The following is a 22740-nucleotide window of genomic DNA, read 5'->3' as shown; positions in this document are numbered from 1 at the left end:
GCCCTTTGCCGGTGAGACACTGGACGCATGGCCCTTCACATCACCGGAGACACCGCCGCCGACGCGCTCCTGACCGATAATCCGCTCGCCCTTCTGGTCGGCATGCTGCTCGATCAGCAGGTGCCGATGGAGACGGCTTTCGCGGGTCCGTTGAAGATCGAACAGCGCACGGGCGCCGCGGATGCCTCGGCGATCGCGAGCATGGATCCCGACGAGTTCCTCGAGGCGTTCCGCACGACGCCGGCGGTGCACCGGTTCCCGGGATCGATGGCGACGCGCGTGCAGACGCTGTGCCAGACGCTGGTCGACGACTGGGGCGGCGATGCCTCGGCGATCTGGACGCGCGGCGAGCCCGACGGCGCCGAGGTGCTGAAGCGACTGAAGGCACTGCCGGGGTTCGGCGAGCAGAAGGCGAAGATCTTCCTCGCACTCCTCGGCAAGCAGTACGGTTTCACGGGCGAGGGCTGGCGCGAGGCGGCGGGCGACTACGGCGTCGACGGCTCGTTCCGCAGCGTCGCAGACATCGTCTCGCCGGAGTCGCTCACGAAGGTGCGCGAGCACAAGAAGGCCATGAAGGCCGCCGCGAAGGCCGCGAAGTAGGCCGTGCCATGAAACCGACCGGTGACGACGTCGCGGGCCTGATCGCCCGCTCGACTCCCGCGAAGCGCCGCCGGGACGCCGAGACGCTGACCGCGATGATGCAGGAGATCTCCGGGCGGGAGCCTCTGACCTGGGGCACCATCATCGGCTTCGGCTCGTGCCACTACCGCTATCCGACAGGCACCGAGGGCGACTCGGGCGTGCTCGGTTTTGCGCCGCGCAAGGCCGCCTCGACGATCTACCTGCTCGACGGCGTCGCCGCGCACACCGAGGCGCTGGCGAACCTCGGCCCGCACACGACCGGCGCCGGATGCCTCTACATCCCCGATCTCGAAGACGTCGACCTCGATGTGCTCCGGGGTGTGCTCGAACGTTCGCTCGCCTGGGTCGAGGCCGGCGGCACCGCCGAGATGCAGCTCACCGTCACGGGCTGACGCCGCGGCATCCGCTGTCCTGCGCCGAACCGACCCGAGTGACCCATCGACCCGCACGGCGCTCAGCGCAGCACTTCGACCAGGGCGACCCACGACACCACGATCGCCGAGACGATCGCGAGCAGGCATCCGGCGGCGGCGAGATGCAGGCCGGACGGATGCCCCACCCACACCATCACCCCGGCGGCCAGATACGCCAGAATCGGCAGGAACCCGACCAGATACTTGAGCGGGCGCGCACGATCGGCGGGGTCGGGGTCGCGCGCAATCAGCCGGGTCACGTTCACCTGGAACGCCGCCGCCAACAGGGTCGACGCGACGATCAGCCCGCCGTACCAGGCGAGATCGAGGTCGGGCACGAGACCCATCGCCGACACGGCGAGCGCGAGCACCAGGGCGGCGATGCCGGCGAGCAGCCGCGCGGTGAGCGTGCGCGACTTCACGATCTCGGCGATGTTGACGCTCGCGGCGACGATCACGAGGCCGGCGAGGGCGGCCGTCGCTCCCGCCATGGCGACGTTGAACTCGCTCCACTGCTCGATCATGCGGTCAGCATAGCCCCGGGCGAACGGCGGCGAACCACCCCTGAGACGCGAACCACCCCCGTGCCTGCAGCAGGCCCGGGGGTGGTTCGATCGAAAGGGGTGTCGCGGCATCCGAAGAGCGGATGCCGAGAACTCAAGCGCCCTTCAGACGCTCCGCGAGGTACTGGTGCAGCGTGTCGATCGAGACGCGCTCCTGCTGCATCGTGTCGCGGTCGCGCACGGTGACGGCGTGGTCGTCGAGCGAGTCGAAGTCGACCGTGACGCAGAACGGGGTGCCGATCTCGTCTTGGCGACGGTAGCGACGGCCGATGGCACCCGCGTCGTCGAAGTCGACGGCCCATGAGCTGCGCAGCGTGTCGGCGACCTCGCGAGCGAGCGGCGACAGGCGCTCGTTGCGCGACAGCGGCAGCACCGCGGCCTTGACCGGGGCGAGACGCGGGTCGAGCTTGAGCACGGTGCGCAGATCGGAGCCGCCCTTGGCGTTGGGCACCTCTTCTTCGCGGTACGCGTCGACGAGGAACGCCATCATCGCGCGGGTGAGCCCGAACGACGGCTCGATCACGAAGGGCGTGTAGCGCTCACCGGTCGCCTGGTCGAAGTAGGTCAGGCTCTGGCCCGAGGCCTCGCTGTGGCTGGAGAGGTCGTAGTCGGTGCGGTTGGCGACACCCATGAGCTCGCCCCACTCCTTGCCCGCGAAGCCGAACTTGTACTCGACGTCGATCGTGCCGGCCGAGTAGTGCGCGCGGTCGTCTTCGGGCACGTCGAACTGGCGCATGTTCTCGGGGTCGATGCCGAGGTCGATGAACCAGTTCCAGCAGGCCTCGACCCAGTGCGCGAACCACTCCGGAGCATCCGCCGGCGGGGTGAAGAACTCGATCTCCATCTGCTCGAACTCGCGCGTGCGGAAGATGAAGTTTCCGGGGGTGATCTCGTTGCGGAACGCCTTGCCGACCTGGCCGATGCCGAACGGCGGCTTCTTGCGGCTGGCGGTGAGCACGTTCGAGAAGTTCACGAAGATGCCCTGCGCGGTCTCGGGGCGCAGGTAGTACAGACCCGACTCGTCGTCGACGACGCCGAGGTACGTCTTCACGAGACCCGAGAACGACTTCGGCTCGGTGTACTGACCCTTGTTGCCGCAGTTCGGGCAGGGCACGTCGGCCAGGCCGTTCTCGGCCTTGCGGCCCTTGCGCGCCTCGAAGTCCTCGATGAGGGTGTCGGCGCGGAAGCGCTTGTGGCAGCTGAGGCACTCGACCAGCGGGTCGGTGAAGGTGGCGACGTGACCCGAAGCCTCCCAGACCCGCTTGGGCAGGATGATGCTCGAGTCGAGACCGACCATGTCGCCACGGCCGCGCACGAACGTCTGCCACCACTGCCGACGGATGTTCTCCTTGAGCTCGGTACCGAGGGGGCCGTAGTCCCAGGCGGAACGCGAACCGCCGTAGATCTCACCCGCTTGGAACACGAACCCGCGGTGGCGGGCGAGGGCGATGACCTTGTCGAGGCGGGACTGTTCGGCCATGGTGGCTCCAATGGTCGGATGCGAGTGGGAGTCGGCACGCGGAAGCCGCGGCATCCTCCATTCTATCTGCGGCAGGAAACCACCAAGGGGCCTCTTCGATCTCGTGCGCGGAAGCCCGGAGGACTACCGTCGAACCATGAGTACGACGTCGCCGCAGCCCCAGACCCGCGATGAGAACACCCGCTTCTTCGGCCAGCCCTGGTCTCTGGTGCACGTGTTCGGCGTGGAGATGTGGGAGCGGTTCAGCTTCTACGGCATGCAGGGCATCCTGCTCATCTACCTGTACTACTCGGTGACCGAGGGCGGCCTCGGAATCCCGAAGGCGGTGGCCGGAGGCATCGTCGGCGCATACGGCGGCGCCGTCTACCTGTCGACCATCCTCGGCGCGTGGATCGCCGACCGGCTGTTCGGGTCGGAGCGGGTGCTGTTCGTCAGCGCGATGGTGATCGTCGCCGGGCACGTCGCGCTCGCGGCGCTCCCCGGCCTGCTGGGCGTGGGCGTCGGGCTGATCCTCGTGGCGCTCGGGTCGGGCGGGCTCAAGGCGAATGCCACCGCGGTGGTCGGCACGCTCTACGCCCCCGATGACATCCGCCGGGATGCCGGATTCTCACTGTTCTACCTCGGCATCAACCTGGGCGCGTTCCTCGGCCCGATCCTCACCGGCATCCTGCAGACGTCGCTCGGATTCCACTACGGCTTCGGACTCGCCGCGATCGGCATGACCCTCGGTCTCGTGCAGTACTCGTTCGGTCGACGTTCGCTGCCCGATGAGGCGCGGCACGTGCCCAACCCGCTACCGGCCGCGCGCTATCCGATGGTCGGCATCATCGCCGTCGCCGGGATCGCCCTCATCGTCGTACTGGTGCTCGTGGGCGTGATCCGCGCCGACAACCTCGCCCCGATCGTCATCGGCGTGACGGCGGTCGCCGCGATCGCCTACTTCGCGGTCATCCTCTCGAGCCGCCGCATCACGAGCACCGAGCGCTCGCGCGTGTGGGGATTCCTGCCGCTGTTCATCACGAGCGTCGCCTTCTGGTCGCTGTACCAGCAGCAGTTCACGGTGCTCACGGTCTACTCCGACGAGCGGTTGAACCGCGACCTCTTCGGCTGGGAGATGCCCGTCTCGTGGGTGCAGTCGATCAACCCCGTCTTCATCATCATCCTGTCGGGCGTCTTCGCCGTGATCTGGACGCGCCTGGGCAAGCGCCAGCCGTCGACGCCGGTGAAGTTCGGCCTCGCCGCGATCATCATGGGGTCGGCGTTCCTGTTGTTCCTGCCGTTCTCGGGCGGCGGGCCGAACTCCACACCGCTGCTGGCGATCGTCGGCATCCTGTTCGTCTTCACCGTCGCCGAGCTGCTGCTCTCGCCGGTCGGGTTGTCGGTCACCACGAAGCTCGCACCCTCGGTGTTCCACACGCAGATGGTGGCGCTGTTCTTCCTGTCGGTCGCGCTGGGCACGGCGATCTCGGGGTGGCTCGTGCAGTTCTACAACCCCGACGACGAGGTGCCGTACTTCTCGACGCTCGGAGCCATCGCGATCCTCGTCGGCATCGGGCTGCTGCTGTCGGTCAAGCCGGTGCTGAAGCTCATGAAGGACGTGCGCTGAGGGGGCGCCGCACCGGTCGGTTCCGGATGTCGGATGCCGGTGGCAGACTCGCGGCATGGAACAACGCGTCAGCTTCATCACCCTCGCCGTGGCCGATCTCGCCCGCAGCCGCGCCTTCTACGTCGACGGACTCGGGTGGGAACCGATCTTCGCCGGCGACGACGTGCTGATGCTGCCGGTCGGCGAGCGCCTGATCCTCTCGCTCTGGTCGATCGAGGGTTTCACCGCCGAGATCGGTGAGGCACCGGCATCCGGGATCGCGCCCCTCACCCTCGCGCACAACCTCGCCACACCCGCCGAGGTCGACGACGTGCTCGCCGAGGCGGCACACCTGGGCGCCCCCGTGCATCCCGCTACGCAGCGGGAATGGGGCGGTTACTCGGGGTACTTCGCCGACCCCGACGGCTTCCGTTGGGAGATCGCCGTCAACCCCGGCGAGACCGGCGACTTCGTGCTGCCGCCGCGGTGAGGTTCACCGCATCGACCCTCGCCCACTCCAGCGCCGATAGCCTGAGTCGGTGGGAGTGAACGACGACAAGGCCAGAAAACGACTCTCCCGAACCCCGCCGAGGTGGGCGATCGTCGCGGTCCTCGCCTTCGCCGGGCTCTGCTCGTCGTTCATGTTCACGCTCGTGGTGCCGCTGCAGGCCGAGCTTCCCGCACTGCTGAACTCCTCGCGCGAAGACACCACCTGGGTGGTGACGATCACGCTGCTGGTCGCCGCGGTCGCGACGCCGATCTCGGGTCGCCTCGGTGACATGTACGGCAAGCGCCGGGTGTCCATCGTGCTGCTCGCACTGCTCATCGTCGGATCGCTGATCGCCGCACTCTCGGGCTCGATCGTGGGCGTCATCATCGGCCGCGGGCTGCAGGGCGCCGTAACCGGCGTCGTCCCGCTGGGCATCGCCATCATGCGCGACGTGCTGCCACCCGAGCGCCTCGGCACGGCCGTCGCCCTGATGAGCGCGACCATGGGAGTCGGCGGAGCCATCGGCATGCCGCTCGCCGCCTACCTCGCGGTCAACGCCGACTGGCACGCGCTGTTCTGGCTCGCCGCGGGGCTGGGCGTGATCGGACTCGTGCTGATCCTCCTCGTCGTGCCCGAAGACGTGCTGCGCTCCCCCGGACGCCTCGACATTCCCGGCGCCATCGGCCTCGCGATCGGCCTCACCGGCATCCTGCTCTTCGTCTCGCGCGGCGCGGAGTGGGGCTGGACCTCGGTGCCGACTCTCACCTGCGTGATCGGCGGCCTGCTCGTGCTGCTCATCTGGGGCTGGTACCAGCTGCGCACGACCGACCCGCTGCTCGACCTGCGGGTCGCCGCACGGCCCGCCGTGCTCTTCACGAACATCGCGGCGATCGGCATGGGCTTCGCACTGTTCGCGTCGAACGTGACGTTCCCGCAGATGCTCGAGATGCCCGCCGGCACGGGAGCCGGATTCGGACTCGACATGGTCTCGGCGGCCTTCGTCATCATGCCCGCGGGCCTCGTGATGATGGTGATCTCGCCCCTTTCCGGATGGCTCGAGCGCACCGTCGGCCCGCGTCCGCTGTTCACGGTAGGCGCGGCCGCGATCGTTCTCGCTTACGTGTTCGTGCTGCTCCTGTCGAGCGAGGTGTGGCACATCCTCGTCGCGAACATCCTCATCGGCGTCGGCATCGGGTTCACGTTCGCCGCCATGCCGATGATCATCATGCGCTCCGTCCCGGCGAACGAGACGGGGGCGTCGAACGGATTGAACGCGCTGTTCCGCTCGGTCGGCACGTCGAGCGCCTCCGCGGTGATGGGCGGCGTGCTCGCGGCGATGAGCATCCAGGTCGACGGGGTCTCGGTGCCCACGCACGATGCCTTCCAGGTCTGCTTCTGGCTGGCGATCGCCGCCGGCATCATCGCGCTCGTGCTCTCGCTCTTCATCCCGAAGCAGCGCGCGGCCGAACAGCATCCGTCGCTGCCCGCCTGACCCGGAAGCGCGATTCTCGCTGCGGGATCGATATGTCACGGTGTGAGGCCGAATGGCGTGACATATCGATCCCGCAAGCGGTGGGTCGGAGCCTCAGCCGCCGAAGACGTGCGGATCGGGGTCGCCGTCGTGCGGCGCACGCAGCCGCGCGGGGATCGGCCACGGCAGCACGAACTGCGCGGTCGGCGGGCGCGTGACATCGCCGAAGTCGTCGACCTTCACCACGATGCGCCCGGGCCTGCCCTCCCGGTCGGGCGTGACTTCGACGATGCGCACACGCAGCGTGCGGGCATCCTCCCCCTCGAGCATCCAGGCATCGGCGAGCCAGGCGATGCCGTGCGCTTCGAGCGCCGCCTCGGCGTCGAGCCATTCGGTGGGGGCGGATGCCGGCCGCCCGAGCACATCGACGGCGACCCAGTCGTCGCCCGCCGGGTGGATCCAGCCCAGAAGTTCGCCGTCGTCGCGGCGGTGCGGGGTCCAGTCGGTGCGGGGCATCCGACGAGCCTACCTACCTGCCTGCCCACTCAGAAGGTGAGCACAACCCGCGCCCCGGCTGATCGCCCGCCACTCTGCCAAGCCGTCTCGACTTCGGCTGAAGGAACCGCCACCGCAGTGGTGCGGATGCGACCATCGGCGATCACTCTGACGATGTTCGGCAGCTCGGCGATGAACGCTCGGCGATCGACCGATCCTTGACCACTCCCCACGATCGTGAGGCCGGATGAGCGCAGAGCTGCCGAGGGGATCTCGGCGGTCTGACCTGCGGTCGATCCGATGGCGATCCAATCGAGTCGTGCTCCGGGCGCAGTGCGCGATGTCACGATCGCACGCATCACCTCAGCGGCGGGCTGCCCCCAGACGTAGTCGATCACCACGTCGACGTCTGCCGCTGCGCGACCGAGAGCATCGACATCGTCCAGGGGAATGGTCGCGTCTGCTCCGAGGGCGGCGAGTTCTGCGAGCCGTGCGGCGTTGCGCCCACTCGCGATGACGCTCGCGGCACCCAGGTGCTTCGCGACCTGCACGGCGGCGGCACCGGACGCACCGGTGGCACCGAGAACGAGAACGCGGGCCTTCTCAGGCAGGTCGATGCGCTGACGCAGCGCGACCCACGACGACATCACGGGATTGACGGCGGCCGCCACCACCACCGGGTCGGCGCCCTCCGGAAGCACGACGCTGGCGCGGGGGTCGACCGCGACGCGCTCGGCCATCGTCCCCCGAGTGTCGCTGGCGACGGCGAAGTAGCGCACGGTTCCGTCGGGGAAGCGCCCCACCCCGTCGACCCCTGGCACGAGCGGGAGCGACCCCTCGCTCGTGTAGTGCGAACCATCGGCCTGAGAACGCACGCGCGGGTGAACCCCCGCCGCGAGCATTTCGGCGACGACCTCGCCCTCTCTCGGCTCGGGATCGGGAAATGGCTGCCACACCGGCGCGGATCCGAAGGCTGTGACGACGGCTGCGTTCATGATGATCTCCTTGTTTTACTTCGTATTACGAATAAAGATAGTTCGCAATACGAATGTCGTCAACTATGCTCGACGCATGACTCGCGCCACAGACGATGCCCGCCTCATCGATGCCCTCGGACAGACGGCGTTCATGACGATGGGCGCCCTCACCGGACTCGCGGCCGACGCCGGGTTGTCGTTGACTCAGCTGCGCGTGCTCGCGATCCTGCGGGATCGACGACTGCGCATGAGCGACCTCGCCGACTACCTGGGTCTCGAGAAATCCACGATGACGGGTCTGGTCGCCCGGGCCGAACGCAAAGAACTGCTCGCGCGGGAGCCGAATGCGCAAGACGCCCGAGCCGTCGATGTCGTTCTCACCGACCGAGGACGCACGGTCGCCGAAGAACTCGAAGCCGCCATCCGCGACGCCATGCTGCCCTTCACCGCGCGGCTCTCGCCCGCGGATCGCGATGCGCTGGGCGCACTCTTGCGCCGGATGCTGCCCTGAGCCGGCCGGTCGACTCCGCGGCGGCGATCGAGCAGAAGCGCTCCCTGCGTCAGTGCGTGTACTCCATGAGTTCGACGCCGAGCACGCGGAACGCGTCGTGTGCGCGCAGGCGGTGCGTGATCGAGAGGTCGTCGAAGCAGACGATGAGCGAGTAGGCGACGCCGGCGCGGGGGCCCGCGAGCACGCCCGCCTCAGCGCGCACGCCGCGGTCACGCCCGGTCTTGTTCACGAACAGCAGCCCGTGCGCGTCATGGTCGTGGGCGAAGGGATCGAGGCCCGTGGATGCCGCGACCAAGCTGAGATCTTGGTTGAGGCTCAGCCACTCCGATACCCGGGCGCTGACGGCGGCATCGACGACGGCCGAGTTCACGAGCGCCGAGAACAGCCCGGCGAGCTCGCGGGCGGAGCCGACGGCCACCTGGGGTGCGTCATCGGGCCCGCGCTGGTCGCGGAAGCGGTCGAGCAGGGCGGTGCGCCGCAGGCCGAGCGCGTCGATGCGCTCGCGCACCCTGTCGTGCCCGACCTTCTTCAACAGGGCGTTCACGGCGATCGGGTCGCCGGCGGTCGCCGCGAGCACCGCGAGGTCTTCGAGCGGCAGGGCGGGCGCGTGCAGATGACGCCAGAGCCCCGAGGTCGACACCTCGTCGACGCTCGATCGCTCGATGATCTCGAGAGGATCGAGGGCGCCGCTCTCGAACCCCGCGGCCACCTCGATAAGGAGCGGAACGACCCCGAGCCCCGCGACCGGCATGGTGACGTGATCGTCACCGGCGAGGACGTGCACGTGGCTGTCGAGGTCGACGACGTGCACCGAGACTTGTGCCCCGGAATCCACGAGATTCTCGAGGGCACTCAGCGTCGCCGTAAACGAACGGCGGCCGAGCGCGGCACGTCGCGGAGCACGTCGGCTCGGGCGCTGCGAGCGTCGCAGCACGGCGTTCGAGCCGTCGAAAGGCTCGGGAATCGAGGGTTGGGGGGAGCCCACGCGTGATCCTTACCGGGGGATGGATGGCGGGATGCCGTGGGGCTCGTCCCCCGCGGCAGGGCTATCGTAACCCCGCCGCGTGGGGAACCCTCACAGACTCCGGAGATTGGTCACCAGATCGTCACACGCTCGTCTTCTGGCAGCCACAGAGCGTCATCCGCACCCACGTCGAAGGCCGTGTAGAAGGCATCGATGTTGCGCACGATCTGGTTGCAGCGGAACTCGTTCGGCGAGTGCGGGTCGATCGTCAGCAGACGCAGGGTCTCGGCATCGCGGCTCTTCTGCTGCCACACCTGCGCCCACGACAGCAGCAGTCGCTGCACTCCGGTGAGCCCGTCGATGACCGGTGCTTCCCCGCCGTTCAACGACAGCTCGTAGGCCTTGAGAGCGATGCCCAGCCCGCCGAGGTCGCCGATGTTCTCGCCGATCGTGAGGGCACCGTTGACGTGGTGCTCGGCGTCGAGACCCTCGGGAACCAGCGCGTCGTACTGCGCGATCAGAGCCTTGGTGCGCTCTTCGAACGCCGAGCGATCGGCATCGGTCCACCAGTCTTCGAGTCGGCCGTCGCCGTCGTACCGGCTGCCCTGGTCGTCGAAGCCGTGGCCGATCTCGTGACCGATCACCGCGCCGATGCCGCCGTAGTTCGCGGCCGCGTCGCGGGCGGCATCGAAGAATGGGTACTGCAGGATCGCCGCGGGGAACACGATCTCGTTCATCGACGGGTTGTAGTAGGCGTTGACCATCTGCGGCGGCATGTGCCATTCGTCGCGATCGATCGGCTTGCCGACCTTGTCGACGTGCCGGTCGTGCTCGAAGGTCGCCGCGCGACGGATGTTGCCGAACAGGTCGGCGCGATCGATCTCGAGGCTGGAGTAGTCGCGCCACACGTCGGGGTGCCCGATCTTGGGCGTGAACGAATCGAGCTTCGCGAGGGCGCGCTCGCGCGTCTCGGCGGTCATCCACTCGAGGTCGGTGATGCTCTGGCGGTACGCCTCGATGAGGTTCGCGACCAACTCGTCCATGGCGGCCTTGGCCGTCGGCGGGTAGTGCCGCTCGACGTAGACCTTGCCGATCGCCTCGCCGAGAGAGCTTTCGGTGACCGAGACGCCGCGCTTCCACCGCTCGCGGATGCTCGGGACGCCGGTGAGCTCGGTGCCGTAGAACGAGAAATTCTCGTGGACGATGTCGTCGGTGAGGAAGGGAGCTGCGGCGTGCACGATCTGCGCGCGCAGCCAGGCCTTCCAGTCGTCGAGGCGCTCGGCCGTGAGGAGGGTGCCGAGGCCCTCGAGGAAGCTGGGCTGCGAGACGACGACCTCGGCGAAGGCCGCCGGGTTCGACGGGGCGACCGCGTCGCGCCAGGGGGCGAGGTCGACACCGGCGAGCTGCTGGATCTCGTCCCAGGTCTTCAGGTTGTACGTCGCCACCGCATCGCGGCTGCGCACGTTGTCCCAGTGGTGACCGGCGAGTTCGGTCTCGAGCGCGATCGCGCGGTCGGCGTTCACCGACGCATCGGCGATGCCGGCGAGACCGAGCAGTCGCTCGAGGTGCGCGCGGTAGGCGGCCCTGGTCTCGTCGAACGTGTCGAGGCGGAAGTAGCTCTCGTCGGGGAGCGACAGGCCGGACTGCACGAGCACCGGCACGTACCGCTCGGGATCGCCCGGGTCGCCGTCGACGTAGAACCCGATCAGGTGGGCGCGACCGTCGCGGTCGTACGCACCGACCGTGCGCAGGAACGCGGGGATGCCGTCGATCGCGTCGATCTCGGCGAGGGTCTCGGCGAGCGGCACAGTGCCCGCTGCGGCGATGCGCTCGGTGTCCATGAAGCTCGCGAAGAGGTCGCCGATCTTGCGCGCGAGAGTGCCGGGCTCGGCATCCTGCGACTCCTCGATGATGGCCCGCACATCTGCCTCGGCCTGCTCGGCGAGGAGGTGGAACGACCCCCAGCGAGCCTTGTCAGCGGGGATCTCGGTGCGCGCGAGCCACGCGCCATTCACGTGGCGGTACAGGTCGTCCTGGGGGCGGATGTCGGAGCTGAACTCGTCAAGGGCGAGGCCTACGGGGAGCACGTCAGTCATGCGTTCCACCCTATGTCGCGCCCCCGACATCGGGCCAGAACGCGACCCACGATGACCCGACCAGCGTCGCGCCGACGTCAGCGGCCCGGCCTCAGCGGCCGGTCCTCAGCGGCGGCGGCGCAACCGGAACGGCCGACGCACGCGCGACTCCGATTCCGATTCCGCCGCGGGGGCGACCGATCGCTCCGCACGACGACGCTCCCACGCGGCGACCTCGGCCTCGACATCGCGCGGCGTGGTCACGACCGGTGGCCCGCCCTGCAGTTGACGGCGCGCTTCGACCACGCGTCGGTTGAAGTCTTCCAGCACTGCGCGCACATCCGCTTCCCGACCGAGGAGGTCGAGTTCGGCGTCGAGACCGCGGTCCTCGGTGCGCAGGAGAAGGGCGGGCGGCCGGAGACCGGTGAGGTTCTCGGTCTCGATCTTGCGCCGGATCCACCAGTCCGGATCGTGGTGGCTGCCCAGACCCTCCAACGGTTTCCCCGCTCCGGGGAGATCGTCGAACGCGCCCTGGCGGATCGCGACCTGGATCGCCGACTCGATGAAGGCCGAGCGATCGACCGCTGCGGCGATGCCCGGCGGCGAGCCCTCGGCCTCCGGGGCGTCGTCGCCCTCACCGCGGGATCGTGCCTGCTGCTGCGCGCGGTACTGAGCCGCCGCGTCACGAGGATCCGTCATGATGCTCCGTTCTGCCGCATCCGAGTGGCATCCAGCCTACGACGGCCGAGCAGCCCCGGCGCGCGCCGTTCCGTCCCGTCAGGTCCTGTCATTCGGGAGGAGATCGGCATTCGGGAGGGCGGATTCGGCGCGAGCATCCTCCCCCGCGTCGATCTCCTCCCGAATGACGCGGGGCGCCCGCCCCTCCCCCGCGCGACCCCGTGTCGGCCCCAGCCCATAGGCTCAGGGGATGACCGCGCGCGCCTCCCTCAATCGAGAGATCCTGCGCCTCGCCCTCCCGGCCCTCGGGGCCCTCATCGCCGAGCCGGCGTTCCTCATCGTCGACGCCGCGCTCGTCGGCCACCTGGGCACCACCCCGCTCGCCGGACTCGGCATCGCCGGAGCCGTGCTGCAGACCATCGTCGGCCTCATGGTGTTCCTCGCGTACTCGACGACCCCGGCCGTCGCCCGGCGGTTCGGCGCGGGTCGCCCGGGCGAAGCGGTGTCGGTGGGCATCAACGGTATGTGGCTCGCCCTCGGGCTCGGAGCCGTACTGGCTGTCGTCGGAGCGGTCTCTTCTCCCTGGCTGGTGTCGCTGTTCGGCGCGAGCGAGGCGGTCTCCGCCCAGGCCAACGACTACCTCGTGATCTCGATGTGGGGGCTTCCGGCCATGCTCATCGTGTTCGCCGCGACCGGGCTGCTGCGCGGTCTGCAGAACACGATGACACCGCTGTGGATCGCCGGGCTCGGATTCGGCGCGAACGCGCTGCTCAACGTGCTCTTCATCTACGGCCTCGGCTGGGGCATCGCCGGATCCGCGGCGGGAACGGTCGCGGCGCAGTGGGGCATGGTCGCCGCCTACGCGTTGGTCGTTCGTCGACTCGCCACCACCCACAGCGCGTCTCTGCGGGTGCAACGCGACGGCATGGGCAGCACCGCGCGATCGAGCGGCTGGCTGTTCCTGCGTACCGTGAGTCTGCGCGCCGCCCTTCTCGCGACGGTCGCCGTCGCGACGGCGGTCGGCACCGACGAGCTCGCCGGGTGGCAGATCGTCTTCACGATCTTCTCGGCTGCAGCCTTCGCCCTCGATGCGCTCGCGATCGCCGCACAGGCTCTGATCGGCAAAGAGCTCGGCGCCGGAGATAAGAGGCAGGTGCACCGCGTGCTCGGGCGCACGGTCGCGTGGGGTGCGTGGTTCGGCGTGATCGTGGGCGTGGTGATCGGCGCCCTCTCGGGCGTGCTCGGCATCGTCTTCACCGGCGACCCCGAGATCGCAGCCCTCGTGCAGCCCGCCCTCATCATCCTGGCCGTCGCGCAGCCGATCGCCGGCGTGGTGTTCGTGCTCGACGGCGTGCTGATGGGCGCCAACGATGCGCGCTACCTCGCCATCGCGGGCGGGCTCAACCTCGTGCCGTTCCTTCCCGCGCTGTGGATCATCGCCGCTCTCGGACTCACGGGCAGCGCCGGACTCATCTGGCTCGCCGTCGCCTTCTTCGGTGTGTATCTGCTCGCGCGCCTCGCCACGCTCGGCTGGCGGGTGCGCTCCGGGCGCTGGCTGAACGCCACGGCCTAGGGCTGCGCGGACGAAGACTGCACAACAGAGGCGGATGCCGAGTTATCCACACTCCCCGCGAGAGGCGAAAATCTCACCCTCTCCCCCCTGGCATCCTGAACTCCGGCGAACGACAATGGGGGGATGCTGAGCATGAACGAACCGCAGATCTGGGTGTTGATCGGTGTTTTCGCCGCAGCCATCTTCGGCATGATCACGATCGTGTCGACGCTCTTCGTGCAGGTCATCAAGGCCGAGATCCGAAGCGTCCACACTCGCATCGACACACTCGACCGCGATGTCAGCGCGCTGTATCGGCATGTACTCGGCATCGACCGTGAGTGAGGCCCGGCCCGAATCCGACCCTCAGTCCGCGTAGCGGCGGCACCATTCGTACATGATCACGGCGGCGGCGGCGCTGGCGTTGATCGATCGGGTCGACCCGTACTGGGTGATCTCGATGTGTCCGGATGCCGCGGCGAGCGCTTCGGGCGAGAGGCCGGGGCCTTCCTGACCGAACAGCAGCACGCAGCGCTGCGGCAGGTCGGCCTTGTCGACGGGGACGGATCCTGCGACGTTGTCGACCGCGATGATCGGCATACCCTGCTCGGCGGCCCAGGCCGCGAACGTCTCGATGTCTTCGTGGTGCACGACGTGCTGGTAGCGGTCGGTGACCATGGCGCCGCGCTTGTTCCAGCGGCGGCGACCGATGATGTGCACGGTGTCGGCGAGGAACGCGTTGGCGCTGCGCACGATCGAGCCGATGTTCATGTCGTGCTGCCAGTTCTCGATCGCGACATGGAACGGATGCCGGTGCGTGTCGAGTTCCGCGACGATCGCCTCCATGCGCCAGTACCGGTAGCGGTCGATGACGTTGCGGGTGTCGCCGTTCTCGAGCAGCTCGGGGTCGTACTGCTCGCCGTCGGGCCACTCGGTGGGCCCTCCGGGCCAGGGGCCGACGCCGTGGGTGGTGCGTTCGGGCGTCTGCTCATCCATCCCGCCAGGCTATCCGGCGCAGCATCCGTCGCCCGCCGCCCATCCTGATATTTCGGTGTGCCTAAAAATACGCTACGGTTTCGGTGTGCCTAAAAATTCCTCGATGATCGATGCCCCGACGACCCGCACCGGGCCGCCGCGCAGCATGTGGCTGCTCGGCCCCGCCCTCGTCGCGGGTGTCGCCTACCTCGATCCGGGCAACGTCGCCAGCAACATGACCGCGGGCGCCCAGTACGGCTACCTGCTCGTCTGGGTCGTGCTCGCGGGCAACGTGATGGCATGGCTCATCCAATACCTCTCGGCCAAGCTCGGTGTGGTCACGGGGCAGAGCCTTCCCGAGGTGCTCGGCTCGCGCATCCGCAACAAGTGGGCGCGCCGTTCGTACTGGCTCCAGGCCGAGCTGGTCGCCATGGCCACCGATCTCGCCGAGGTCATCGGTGGGGCCGTCGCCCTCAATCTGCTCTTCAATGTGCCGCTGCTGCTGGGCGGCCTCATCACCGGCGCCGTCTCGATGGTGCTGCTCGCCGTGCAATCGCGACGCGGCGCACGCCCGTTCGAGTTCGTGATCATCGGACTCATGGTGATCATCACCGTGGGGTTCGTGGCGGGCGTCTTCATCGCACCGCCCGACCCGGCCGGTGTCGTCGGTGGCCTGGTGCCTCGCTTCGAGGGAACCGGGTCGGTGCTGCTCGCGGCATCCATCCTCGGCGCCACGATCATGCCGCACGCCATCTACGCGCACTCCGCGCTCAGCCGCGATCGGTTCGGCGCGAACCCTCGCCACCAGAAGACGGATGCCGTGGCCGAGGCCGCCCGCACCGAGACCTCGCGCATCCGCCGCATCCTCACCGCCACCCGCTGGGATGTCACGATCGCGATGATCATCGCGGGCTCGGTCAACCTCGGCATCCTGCTGCTGGCCGCCGCGAACCTCGCCGGCGTCGAGGGCACCGACTCGCTCGAGGGCGCGCACGCCGCGCTGGCCGCAGGGCTCGGCCCGGTTGTGGCGACGTTCTTCGCGGTCGGACTGCTCGCCTCGGGCCTCGCGTCGACATCGGTGGGCGCGTACGCCGGCGCCGAGATCATGCACGGCCTGCTGCACGTGCGCATCCCCCTGCTCGCTCGTCGCCTGGTGACGCTCATCCCGGCGCTCGTGATCCTGGGGCTCAACATCGATCCGACGCTCGCGCTGGTGCTCAGCCAGGTCGTCTTGTCGTTCGGCATCCCGTTCGCGCTGATCCCTCTGGTGGTGCTCACCGCGCAGCGCCGCACCCTCGGCGCATGGACCAACCGCGTCTGGACGACGGCCGCCGGTGTCATCGCCTCGGTACTGCTGATCGCACTGAACGGCGCACTGCTCTGGCTGGTGCTCACGGGGGCCTGAACCCGAGCATTCCGAGGCGCGGATAGGCTCGATGTCATGTCTTCCGACACCGCCCGCCGCAACGTCCGTCTCCTCAGCTGGATCGGACTCGCGACCGGGCTGCTCGGCGGTCTGCTCGTGGCGTTCCCCCAGGTACTGCCGTTCGGTGGTCCGTGGGTGCAGCTGGCGCTCGGCATCGTGACGCTCGTTCTGACGTTCCGCGCCCGCCGGATCGGCATCGCCGACCTGCCCGACTACGACGGCCGGTTGTCGCTGGCCGCCGCGATCCTCGGCTTCCTCGTCGTCTTCTTCGCGGGCCAGGCGGCCTGGGGCGTGCTGGTCGCGGTCGCGAACTGATCGCCACCGCCGCCTAAGATGGTGCGGTGGCATCCCCGGCAGCAGACGACTACCTGAAGACGGTGTACGCGCATACCGAATGGCAGGATGCGCCGATCACCCCGTCCGTGCTCGCGGCGAAGCTCGGCATCGCGCCGTCGTCGGTGACCGAGATGGTCAAGAAGCTCGCGGCTGCCGGTCTCGTCTCGCATGTGCCGTACGGCGCGGTGCGACTGACGGATGCCGGAACCCAGCGCGCGCTCGCCATGGTACGCCGCCACCGGCTGATCGAGACGTGGCTGGTGCAGGAGTTCGGCTACGGCTGGCACGAGGTGCACGACGAGGCCGAGGTGCTCGAGCACACCATCAGCGACCGCCTGCTCGAGGGCATCGACGAGCGTCTCGGACGCCCCCGGTTCGACCCGCACGGTGACGCGATCCCCGATGCCGATGGGCGAATCGAACGCGAGCCCTTCGTGCTGCTGGCGGATGCTCCGGCCGGGCACACCGGCCACGTGCTGCGCGTCGACGACCGCGACCCCGAGCTGCTGCGCAGCCTCGAAACGCTCGGCCTCGATGTCTCGTCGACGGTGCGCGTGACAGCATCCGGTGTCGAGCTCGACGGCGCGGAAGTCGCGCTGCCGGACGGTGCGGCCGAGGTCGTCTGGATCAGCGCGTAAGCCTGCTGCGCTCCGGCCTACAGTACGGACGTGCTAATCTGCCGCAGATACATCGGTCGGGGGGCCAAGCTATGTCCGAACAATTTGGCGTCGTCTATACGGCGCTATGGAACCAACGCACAGCCTTGGAAGCAGCGTCGTTCGACCTTGGAGGCGCGATGGAATCTGCCCACGGCTCTGAGACCGGGGTGCAGGCACCGGTAGGGCGAACAGGTCTACGGGAGTCGCTCGAGGGAACGATTGGTTCAATACGAGCCCAGCTCCGGCTCCACGAAGACGACGTAACGAACGTGGCGACCCGCTTACAGACGATCGAGAGTCAGGTTCAGGATCTCGACGTCAGTCTCGGCTCCGGCTGGGAGGAAGTGGGTCGATGACCACCTCACCACAGGGCTATCCGTTCGAGACGATCGTCTACGACGTCGGACAGATCAACACGCTGAACGACAGGCTCGGCACCGCCAAGGGCCACGTGAAGCAGATGCAGACCGTCTTGCGCAACGTGAGTGACAACCTCGAGGGCACAGGCCAGGCGCTCGACAAAGCCCGCAGCTCGGCTGGCGAGGTGAATGTCTTCGCTCGAGCACCCGGTGGAGATGCTCAGGCGGCTCTCGCGCATCGTCGTACAGTACGGCAACGACGTCGAAACGTATGGCGGTCGCGCGAATCTGCTCATGGCGGATGTGACCGAAGCGATCACTGCACGGGATACTGCGCATCACACAACGGTGATGGCCGAGACCGAGCTGAGCACATGGATGCGCAGCGATGAGTATTCTCAATGGATCGCCGGGGCAAACACCGATGCGACGAGCGCAACTCTTCTTGCACGTAACGAGCGCTACCGGGACTCCGCCACCACGGCCCAGGACTCTCTCGCTCAGGCCGAGGAGACGCTCACTGAGGCGTGGATGGCGTGGGAGACGCAGTTCTCCTTTTGGGACGACGCGTATGCGCGCGCCGTCGCCTCGCTCGCCGGGGTCGATGCGCGTTTCGACGGATCATCGGACTCGGGCACTGTGTCGAACCCTGCTGATCCGAACCTGACCAGGCTCGCCGACGCCGATACCCCGGAGGAGGTCGCGGCAGCGTGGGACTCGTTGAGCGACGCCGAGCGCGAACGCCTCGCGGCGACCTATCCGGAGTTCGTCGGCAACCTCGAAGGCATCCCGTATGAGTACCGCATCGCCGCGAACGTCGCCGTGCTCGAAGAGGCCAGTGAGACGAGTTGGGGAGACCCGACAGATACCGAGATCGAGAAGCTTCTCATCGAACTGAACCGGAAGGGTGGTCTTCCGGTCTCCCTCAACCTCTTCGACAAGAACCAGGGCACTGCAGCATTGCTCTACGTTGACGGAGTCACTTTTGACCCGGACAAACTCAGCGATCCGCTTGCAGGCGTCACGAACGTGAGCGTGCTCGTCGCCGGGATGATGTCCCAGCTCAACGGCATCGGGGATTGGGGCGGATCGGCCGCCGACATGAACGACTACATCGCCGAGGCTGGTGGGACAGGCGCGACGATCGTGTGGTTCGGGTATGACTCGCCGAATTTCGCCACGGAGCCCTCAACCGCGCAGGCGGTCGTGGGGGCAGAGACATTGACCGGTTTCCTGCGCGGACTCGACCAGGCGGCACCGCCCAACGCGGTCACGACGGTGATCGGGCATTCCTATGGCAGTACGACCGCGTTCCTCGCTGTCGGCAGCGCCGCAGACAATCTGGGGGTGGACAACCTGATAGCGGTCGGGTCCGCAGGCCTCACCGATCACGCGCTCGGCACCGACCCCGATGCCCGGGTCGACTACTCAGGCACGAACGTCTTCGCCACCACCTCCCCCGACGACGCCCTGGCTCGGATAGGCCGGCTGAGCCCTCACCCCATCGATCCCGGCAGCATCGACGGGGCAGTGTCCTTCGACTCCGACGGCGGCTACACGCCCAACCTTGACGGGTCCGAACCTACCTGGGAGCAGCACGACGGTACGCCCCTTCTCAACACCCCCGGTCACGGCACCCACAGCGAAGGCACCATCCCCCTCCCATGGGATCAGCCCGGCGGGTACCTCCAAGACGGTTCGGAATCGTTCGCGAACATCATCGGAGTCATCACCGACGGCGAACCGGTCACAACCCCAGGCGGCTTTGGCAGCCAGAATGCGTTGCAAGGATGACTTCGACCCCGAAAGACCGACAGCGACGACACGTCGCCGGCATCGTGCTGGCGCTGACAGGAGCTCTTCTCATGACCGGATGCACCCCCGCCCCCACCGGCGACGCGCTCTACGCTGACGCGGAACAGACCTACTTCTCCTATCGGGAAGTCGTCAACGAGCTTCAACTTGAGTACCACGACGGCCCGTGGGAGATTGGCTCGCTGGGTTCCTACGGCATGCAGCCCAATCAGTGCGACAACGACGCGGGCTACAACTTCACTCTGCACCGCAGCATTCGACTGGACGCCTCCCAGCGTGAGGAGTACGCAGACATCGCCGAACGCTTCCTGAAAGACGAGGGGCTCTCGCCGTCACGACAAGTCATCGGTGCCGACGACAACGATGGTCAAGTGCTCCAGGTCATCGTTCGCGACCAAGGCGACTACGAACTGTTCCTGGTTCGGTTCCTCAAGAACGGTAGCGTCGGTATCAGCGTTGACACTGCCTGCCGTCCCGGTGACGCCTTCGAACTCGGAGACCAGCTCTTCGGGGATACGAATCTTGGCCTGGGGTATCTTCCTATCGATGTTGAGGCGCCCACCGATCCGCTGTTCTTCGGCATCACCCCCGGCGACCCGCAGTTCGTGCGCGACGATCCCACCCCCACGCCGACACCGACCCCCTGATGGACAGACGGCAGCGGTGACACGCAAGCGCCCGACCGCGCAACGGTTCAGCACCTGCATCGTGCTGGCGCTGACAGGAGCCCTTCTCATGACCGGATGCGACCTCAGCCCCGCGCCCACCGGCGACGCGCTCTACGCCGACGCGGAACAGACATACCTCGAGTACAGGGAAGTCGTGAGCGAGCTTCAGCTCGAGTACCACGACGGCCCCTGGAAGGTTGGATCGATGGGCTCCTACGGCATGCAGCCAAACCAGTGCGACAACGACAAGGGCTATAACTTCTCTCTGCACCGCAGCATCCGACTGGACGGGTCCCAACGCGAGGAGTACGCGGACATCGCCGAGCGCTTCTTGAAAGACAAGGGTCTCTCTCCGTCACGTCAAGTCATCGGTGCCGACGACAACGATGGTCAAGTGCTCCAGGTCATCGTCCGCAACCAAGCCGACTACGAGCTGTTCCTGGTCCGGTTCCTCAAGAACGGCAGCATCGGAATCAGCGTTGACACCGCCTGCCGTCCCGGAGATGCCTTCGAGCTCTCCGACATGCTCTTCGGAGATGTCAACTTCCTCGGCGGCTACCTCCCTTCCGATGTTGAGGCTCCGACGGATCCTCTGTTCTTCGGCATCACGCCCGGTGACCCACAGTTCGTTCGCGAGGATCCCACCCCCACGCCGACACCAATCCCTTGATGGACAGACGGCAGCGGTGATACGCAAGCGTCCGACCACACAGCGGTTCAGCCCGGGCATCGTGCTGGCGCTGACAGGAGCCCTCCTCATGACCGGATGCACCCCCGCCCCCACCGGCGACGCGCTCTACGCCGACGCGGAACAGACCTACTTCTCCTACCGAGAACTCGTGAACGAGCTTCAACTCGAGTACCACGACGGCCCCTGGGAGGTGGGATCGCTGGGTTCCTACGGCATGCAGCCCAGCCCCGACGAAACACCCCAGGCGACTGTCACATGCTCCCTCTAGGCTGTGGTCATGGGACATCGCGATGACATCGAGTGCTGGCTGACCGACATGGACGGCGTTCTCGTGCATGAGAACACCGCTATTCCCGGAGCATCCGAGATGCTCGCCGGGTGGGAGCAGAACGAGATCCCGTACCTCGTGCTCACCAACAACTCCATCTTCACGGCGCGCGACCTCTCGGCGCGTCTGCGCCAGAGCGGGCTGGTCGTTCCCGAGGAGCGCATCTGGACCTCGGCTCTCGCCACCGCCGACTTCCTCGCGCAGCAGCTGCCCGGCGGTTCGGCGTTCGTGATCGGCGAAGCCGGCATCCTCACCGCGCTGCACGAAGCCGGGTTCATCATGACCGAGACCGACCCCGACTTCGTGGTCGTCGGCGAGACGCGCAACTACTCGTTCGAGGCGATCACCAAGGCGATCCGCCACATCAACAAGGGCTCGCGCTTCATCGTCACCAACCCCGACGCCACCGGCCCGAGCGCCGAGGGCCCGATGCCCGCGACCGGCGCGATCGCCGCCCTCATCACGAAGGCCACCGGCAAAGAGCCCTACGTCGTCGGCAAGCCGAACCCGATGATGTTCCGCTCGGCTCTCAACAAGATCGGCGCGCACTCGAAGAAGACCGGCATGATCGGTGACCGAATGGACACCGACATCGTCGCCGGCATCGAAGCGGGCCTGCACACCGTGCTCGTTCTCACCGGCATCAGCGACCAGGCCGAGATCGAGAAGTACCCGTTCCGTCCCGACGAGATCGTCGACTCCGTCGCCGACCTGCTGCCCACCGTCACCGAATCGATCCCGACGCTCGACGAGGACTGACATGGGAGTGCTCGACGAGGGCGAACGACTGACGGCGGCGGATGCTGCAGCCTGGCGTTCCTGGCTCGAAGAGAACCACGAGCACACCCCCGGCGTGTGGCTGTTGAGCGTGCGCGGAACCACCGCCGACGGCCTCGGCTACGACGACGCCGTGCGGCACGCCCTCTGCTTCGGCTGGATCGACGGCCCGGTGCGCGTCTTCGACGGGGTCAACGCGCAGTGGTTCTCACCACGGCGCCGCGGCAGCGGCTGGGCGGCGACGAACAAGGCCCGCCTCATCGAACTCGAGGCAGCCGGGCTGCTCGCACCGGCCGGCATCCGCGTGCTCGACGCCGCCAAGGCCGACGGTTCGTGGACCCTACTCGACGGTCCGGAGGCCGGAATCGAGCCGCCCGCACTGACCGCCGCCCTCGATGCCGTTCCGGCGGCGCGCGAGCACTGGGATGCGTTCCCGAAATCGGTGAAGAAGTTCGGACTCACGCACATCGCGATGGCGAAGCGCACCGAGACCCGCGATGCCCGCATCGCGAAGATCGTGGCGGATGCCGCGGAAGGAAAGCGACCATGAACCAGAGCGACCTGCTGTTCCTCGTGCTCATCCTGATCGGTCTGAGCTCGCTGACCGTCATCATCGTGCAGTTCGTGCGCTCGCGTCGCCGGGGCCCGGGCTCCGAGGGCGACGGACGCGCGGGCTGGTGGGAAGGTCCCTGGGACGACGACGACCGGCGCTAGGTGTACTGACCTCGACCGTTGTTGATTCGGTCGATGGGGGTCTTGCCTCTGATGCCGAGGTGGGCTCGTTCTAGGTTGTAGTAGTCGAGCCAGGTG

At 67.8% G+C, this 22740-nt stretch carries 26 protein-coding genes; 18 read left to right on the top strand and 8 right to left on the bottom strand.

Annotated elements, in window-relative coordinates; all coding sequences use genetic code 11:
* The first annotated feature begins 27 nt into the window (after nt 1-27).
* Nucleotides 28-600 carry an HhH-GPD-type base excision DNA repair protein gene (locus tag ACIOSY_RS06820; protein ID WP_400851057.1) on the top strand — a complete coding sequence of 191 codons (573 nt, stop codon included), beginning with the start codon at nt 28-30 and terminating at the stop codon, nt 598-600.
* Nucleotides 601-608: 8 nt separating this feature from the next.
* Nucleotides 609-1034: a DUF1801 domain-containing protein gene (locus ACIOSY_RS06815; RefSeq protein ID WP_400851054.1), complete on the top strand. Its 426-nt coding sequence runs from the start codon at nt 609-611 to the stop codon at nt 1032-1034.
* A 62-nt stretch (nt 1035-1096) separates the two neighbouring features.
* Here the strand turns inward: ACIOSY_RS06815 and ACIOSY_RS06810 are convergent, their stop codons facing one another.
* Together ACIOSY_RS06810 and ACIOSY_RS06805 are read right to left on the bottom strand one after the other, a co-directional pair.
* A complete protein-coding gene (locus ACIOSY_RS06810) occupies nt 1097-1579 on the bottom strand; it encodes a hypothetical protein (RefSeq protein ID WP_400851051.1) in 483 nt (160 codons plus the stop codon).
* Nucleotides 1580-1712: 133 nt separating this feature from the next.
* A complete protein-coding gene (locus ACIOSY_RS06805; protein ID WP_400851048.1) occupies nt 1713-3098 on the bottom strand; it encodes a glycine--tRNA ligase in 1386 nt (461 codons plus the stop codon).
* Between the two features lie 136 nt (nt 3099-3234).
* Between ACIOSY_RS06805 and ACIOSY_RS06800 the strand changes: the two genes are divergently transcribed.
* Genes ACIOSY_RS06800 through ACIOSY_RS06790 form a run of 3 tightly spaced genes read left to right on the top strand, consistent with a single transcriptional unit; the run spans nt 3235 to nt 6665 of the window.
* Nucleotides 3235-4704: a peptide MFS transporter gene (locus ACIOSY_RS06800; RefSeq protein WP_400851045.1), complete on the top strand. Its 1470-nt coding sequence runs from the start codon at nt 3235-3237 to the stop codon at nt 4702-4704.
* 55 nt (nt 4705-4759) lie between these two features.
* Nucleotides 4760-5173, top strand: coding sequence for a VOC family protein (locus tag ACIOSY_RS06795; protein WP_400851043.1), 414 nt, complete (start codon nt 4760-4762; stop codon nt 5171-5173).
* Nucleotides 5174-5222: 49 nt separating this feature from the next.
* Nucleotides 5223-6665 (top strand): MFS transporter, encoded by a 1443-nt coding sequence (locus ACIOSY_RS06790; protein WP_400851041.1) that lies wholly within the window; start codon nt 5223-5225, stop codon nt 6663-6665.
* A gap of 93 nt (nt 6666-6758) precedes the next feature.
* Here ACIOSY_RS06790 and ACIOSY_RS06785 read toward each other — a convergent pair whose 3' ends face one another.
* Nucleotides 6759-7160 carry a hypothetical protein gene (locus ACIOSY_RS06785; RefSeq protein ID WP_400851038.1) on the bottom strand — a complete coding sequence of 134 codons (402 nt, stop codon included), beginning with the start codon at nt 7158-7160 and terminating at the stop codon, nt 6759-6761.
* A gap of 29 nt (nt 7161-7189) precedes the next feature.
* Complete coding sequence (locus ACIOSY_RS06780; protein WP_400851035.1) at nt 7190-8134, bottom strand: zinc-binding dehydrogenase; 945 nt, start codon at nt 8132-8134, stop codon at nt 7190-7192.
* A gap of 76 nt (nt 8135-8210) precedes the next feature.
* Here ACIOSY_RS06780 and ACIOSY_RS06775 point away from each other — a divergent pair, with 76 nt between their 5' ends.
* Entirely contained in the window at nt 8211-8627 is a 417-nt protein-coding gene (locus ACIOSY_RS06775) for a MarR family winged helix-turn-helix transcriptional regulator (protein WP_400851032.1), read from the top strand.
* Between the two features lie 49 nt (nt 8628-8676).
* Here ACIOSY_RS06775 and ACIOSY_RS06770 read toward each other — a convergent pair whose 3' ends face one another.
* The 3 genes from ACIOSY_RS06770 to ACIOSY_RS06760 form a co-directional block, all read right to left on the bottom strand.
* Nucleotides 8677-9612 carry a serine hydrolase gene (locus ACIOSY_RS06770; protein WP_400851029.1) on the bottom strand — a complete coding sequence of 312 codons (936 nt, stop codon included), beginning with the start codon at nt 9610-9612 and terminating at the stop codon, nt 8677-8679.
* Between the two features lie 110 nt (nt 9613-9722).
* Nucleotides 9723-11687: a M13 family metallopeptidase gene (locus ACIOSY_RS06765; protein WP_400851026.1), complete on the bottom strand. Its 1965-nt coding sequence runs from the start codon at nt 11685-11687 to the stop codon at nt 9723-9725.
* Between the two features lie 105 nt (nt 11688-11792).
* On the bottom strand, nt 11793-12365 hold the full coding sequence (locus ACIOSY_RS06760; protein WP_400851023.1) for a DUF1992 domain-containing protein: 573 nt from the start codon (nt 12363-12365) through the stop codon (nt 11793-11795).
* A gap of 229 nt (nt 12366-12594) precedes the next feature.
* Between ACIOSY_RS06760 and ACIOSY_RS06755 the strand changes: the two genes are divergently transcribed.
* Both ACIOSY_RS06755 and ACIOSY_RS06750 read left to right on the top strand, forming a co-directional pair.
* Nucleotides 12595-13917, top strand: coding sequence for an MATE family efflux transporter (locus ACIOSY_RS06755; RefSeq protein ID WP_400851020.1), 1323 nt, complete (start codon nt 12595-12597; stop codon nt 13915-13917).
* Nucleotides 13918-14049: 132 nt separating this feature from the next.
* Entirely contained in the window at nt 14050-14241 is a 192-nt protein-coding gene (locus ACIOSY_RS06750) for a hypothetical protein (protein WP_400851017.1), read from the top strand.
* 21 nt (nt 14242-14262) lie between these two features.
* On the opposite strand, the gene ACIOSY_RS06745 is transcribed toward ACIOSY_RS06750, so the two are convergent.
* Nucleotides 14263-14892, bottom strand: coding sequence for a TrmH family RNA methyltransferase (locus tag ACIOSY_RS06745; protein ID WP_400851014.1), 630 nt, complete (start codon nt 14890-14892; stop codon nt 14263-14265).
* A gap of 103 nt (nt 14893-14995) precedes the next feature.
* On the opposite strand from ACIOSY_RS06745, the gene ACIOSY_RS06740 reads away from it, so the two are divergent.
* From ACIOSY_RS06740 to ACIOSY_RS06695, 10 genes are all read left to right on the top strand, one after another.
* A complete protein-coding gene (locus ACIOSY_RS06740; RefSeq protein ID WP_400851011.1) occupies nt 14996-16276 on the top strand; it encodes an Nramp family divalent metal transporter in 1281 nt (426 codons plus the stop codon).
* 36 nt (nt 16277-16312) lie between these two features.
* Nucleotides 16313-16612, top strand: a complete 300-nt coding sequence (locus ACIOSY_RS06735; protein ID WP_400851008.1) for a hypothetical protein — start codon at nt 16313-16315, stop codon at nt 16610-16612.
* A gap of 26 nt (nt 16613-16638) precedes the next feature.
* A complete protein-coding gene (locus tag ACIOSY_RS06730) occupies nt 16639-17271 on the top strand; it encodes a metal-dependent transcriptional regulator (RefSeq protein ID WP_400851005.1) in 633 nt (210 codons plus the stop codon).
* 569 nt (nt 17272-17840) lie between these two features.
* Nucleotides 17841-19445 carry an alpha/beta hydrolase gene (locus ACIOSY_RS06725; RefSeq protein WP_400851002.1) on the top strand — a complete coding sequence of 535 codons (1605 nt, stop codon included), beginning with the start codon at nt 17841-17843 and terminating at the stop codon, nt 19443-19445.
* Nucleotides 19442-20113, top strand: a complete 672-nt coding sequence (locus ACIOSY_RS06720) for a hypothetical protein (protein WP_400850999.1) — start codon at nt 19442-19444, stop codon at nt 20111-20113. Before ACIOSY_RS06725 ends, ACIOSY_RS06720 begins: the two co-directional genes overlap by 4 nt.
* Nucleotides 20114-20129: 16 nt before the next feature.
* On the top strand, nt 20130-20804 hold the full coding sequence (locus ACIOSY_RS06715) for a hypothetical protein (protein WP_400850996.1): 675 nt from the start codon (nt 20130-20132) through the stop codon (nt 20802-20804).
* A gap of 16 nt (nt 20805-20820) precedes the next feature.
* Nucleotides 20821-21093 (top strand): hypothetical protein, encoded by a 273-nt coding sequence (locus tag ACIOSY_RS06710; RefSeq protein WP_400850993.1) that lies wholly within the window; start codon nt 20821-20823, stop codon nt 21091-21093.
* A 9-nt stretch (nt 21094-21102) separates the two neighbouring features.
* Nucleotides 21103-21912, top strand: a complete 810-nt coding sequence (locus tag ACIOSY_RS06705; RefSeq protein ID WP_400850990.1) for an HAD-IIA family hydrolase — start codon at nt 21103-21105, stop codon at nt 21910-21912.
* Nucleotide 21913: 1 nt separating this feature from the next.
* Entirely contained in the window at nt 21914-22480 is a 567-nt protein-coding gene (locus tag ACIOSY_RS06700; protein WP_400850987.1) for a YdeI family protein, read from the top strand.
* Complete coding sequence (locus tag ACIOSY_RS06695; RefSeq protein WP_400850984.1) at nt 22477-22644, top strand: hypothetical protein; 168 nt, start codon at nt 22477-22479, stop codon at nt 22642-22644. The genes ACIOSY_RS06700 and ACIOSY_RS06695 overlap by 4 nt, the downstream gene beginning before the upstream one ends.
* Nucleotides 22645-22740 lie beyond the last annotated feature (96 nt).

The organism is Microbacterium sp. NPDC087665 (assembly GCF_044743285.1).
Classification (GTDB): Bacteria; Actinomycetota; Actinomycetes; order Actinomycetales; family Microbacteriaceae; genus Microbacterium.
Note: the sequence above shows the minus strand (reverse complement) of the source record. Positions and strands in the feature narration are given on the sequence as shown.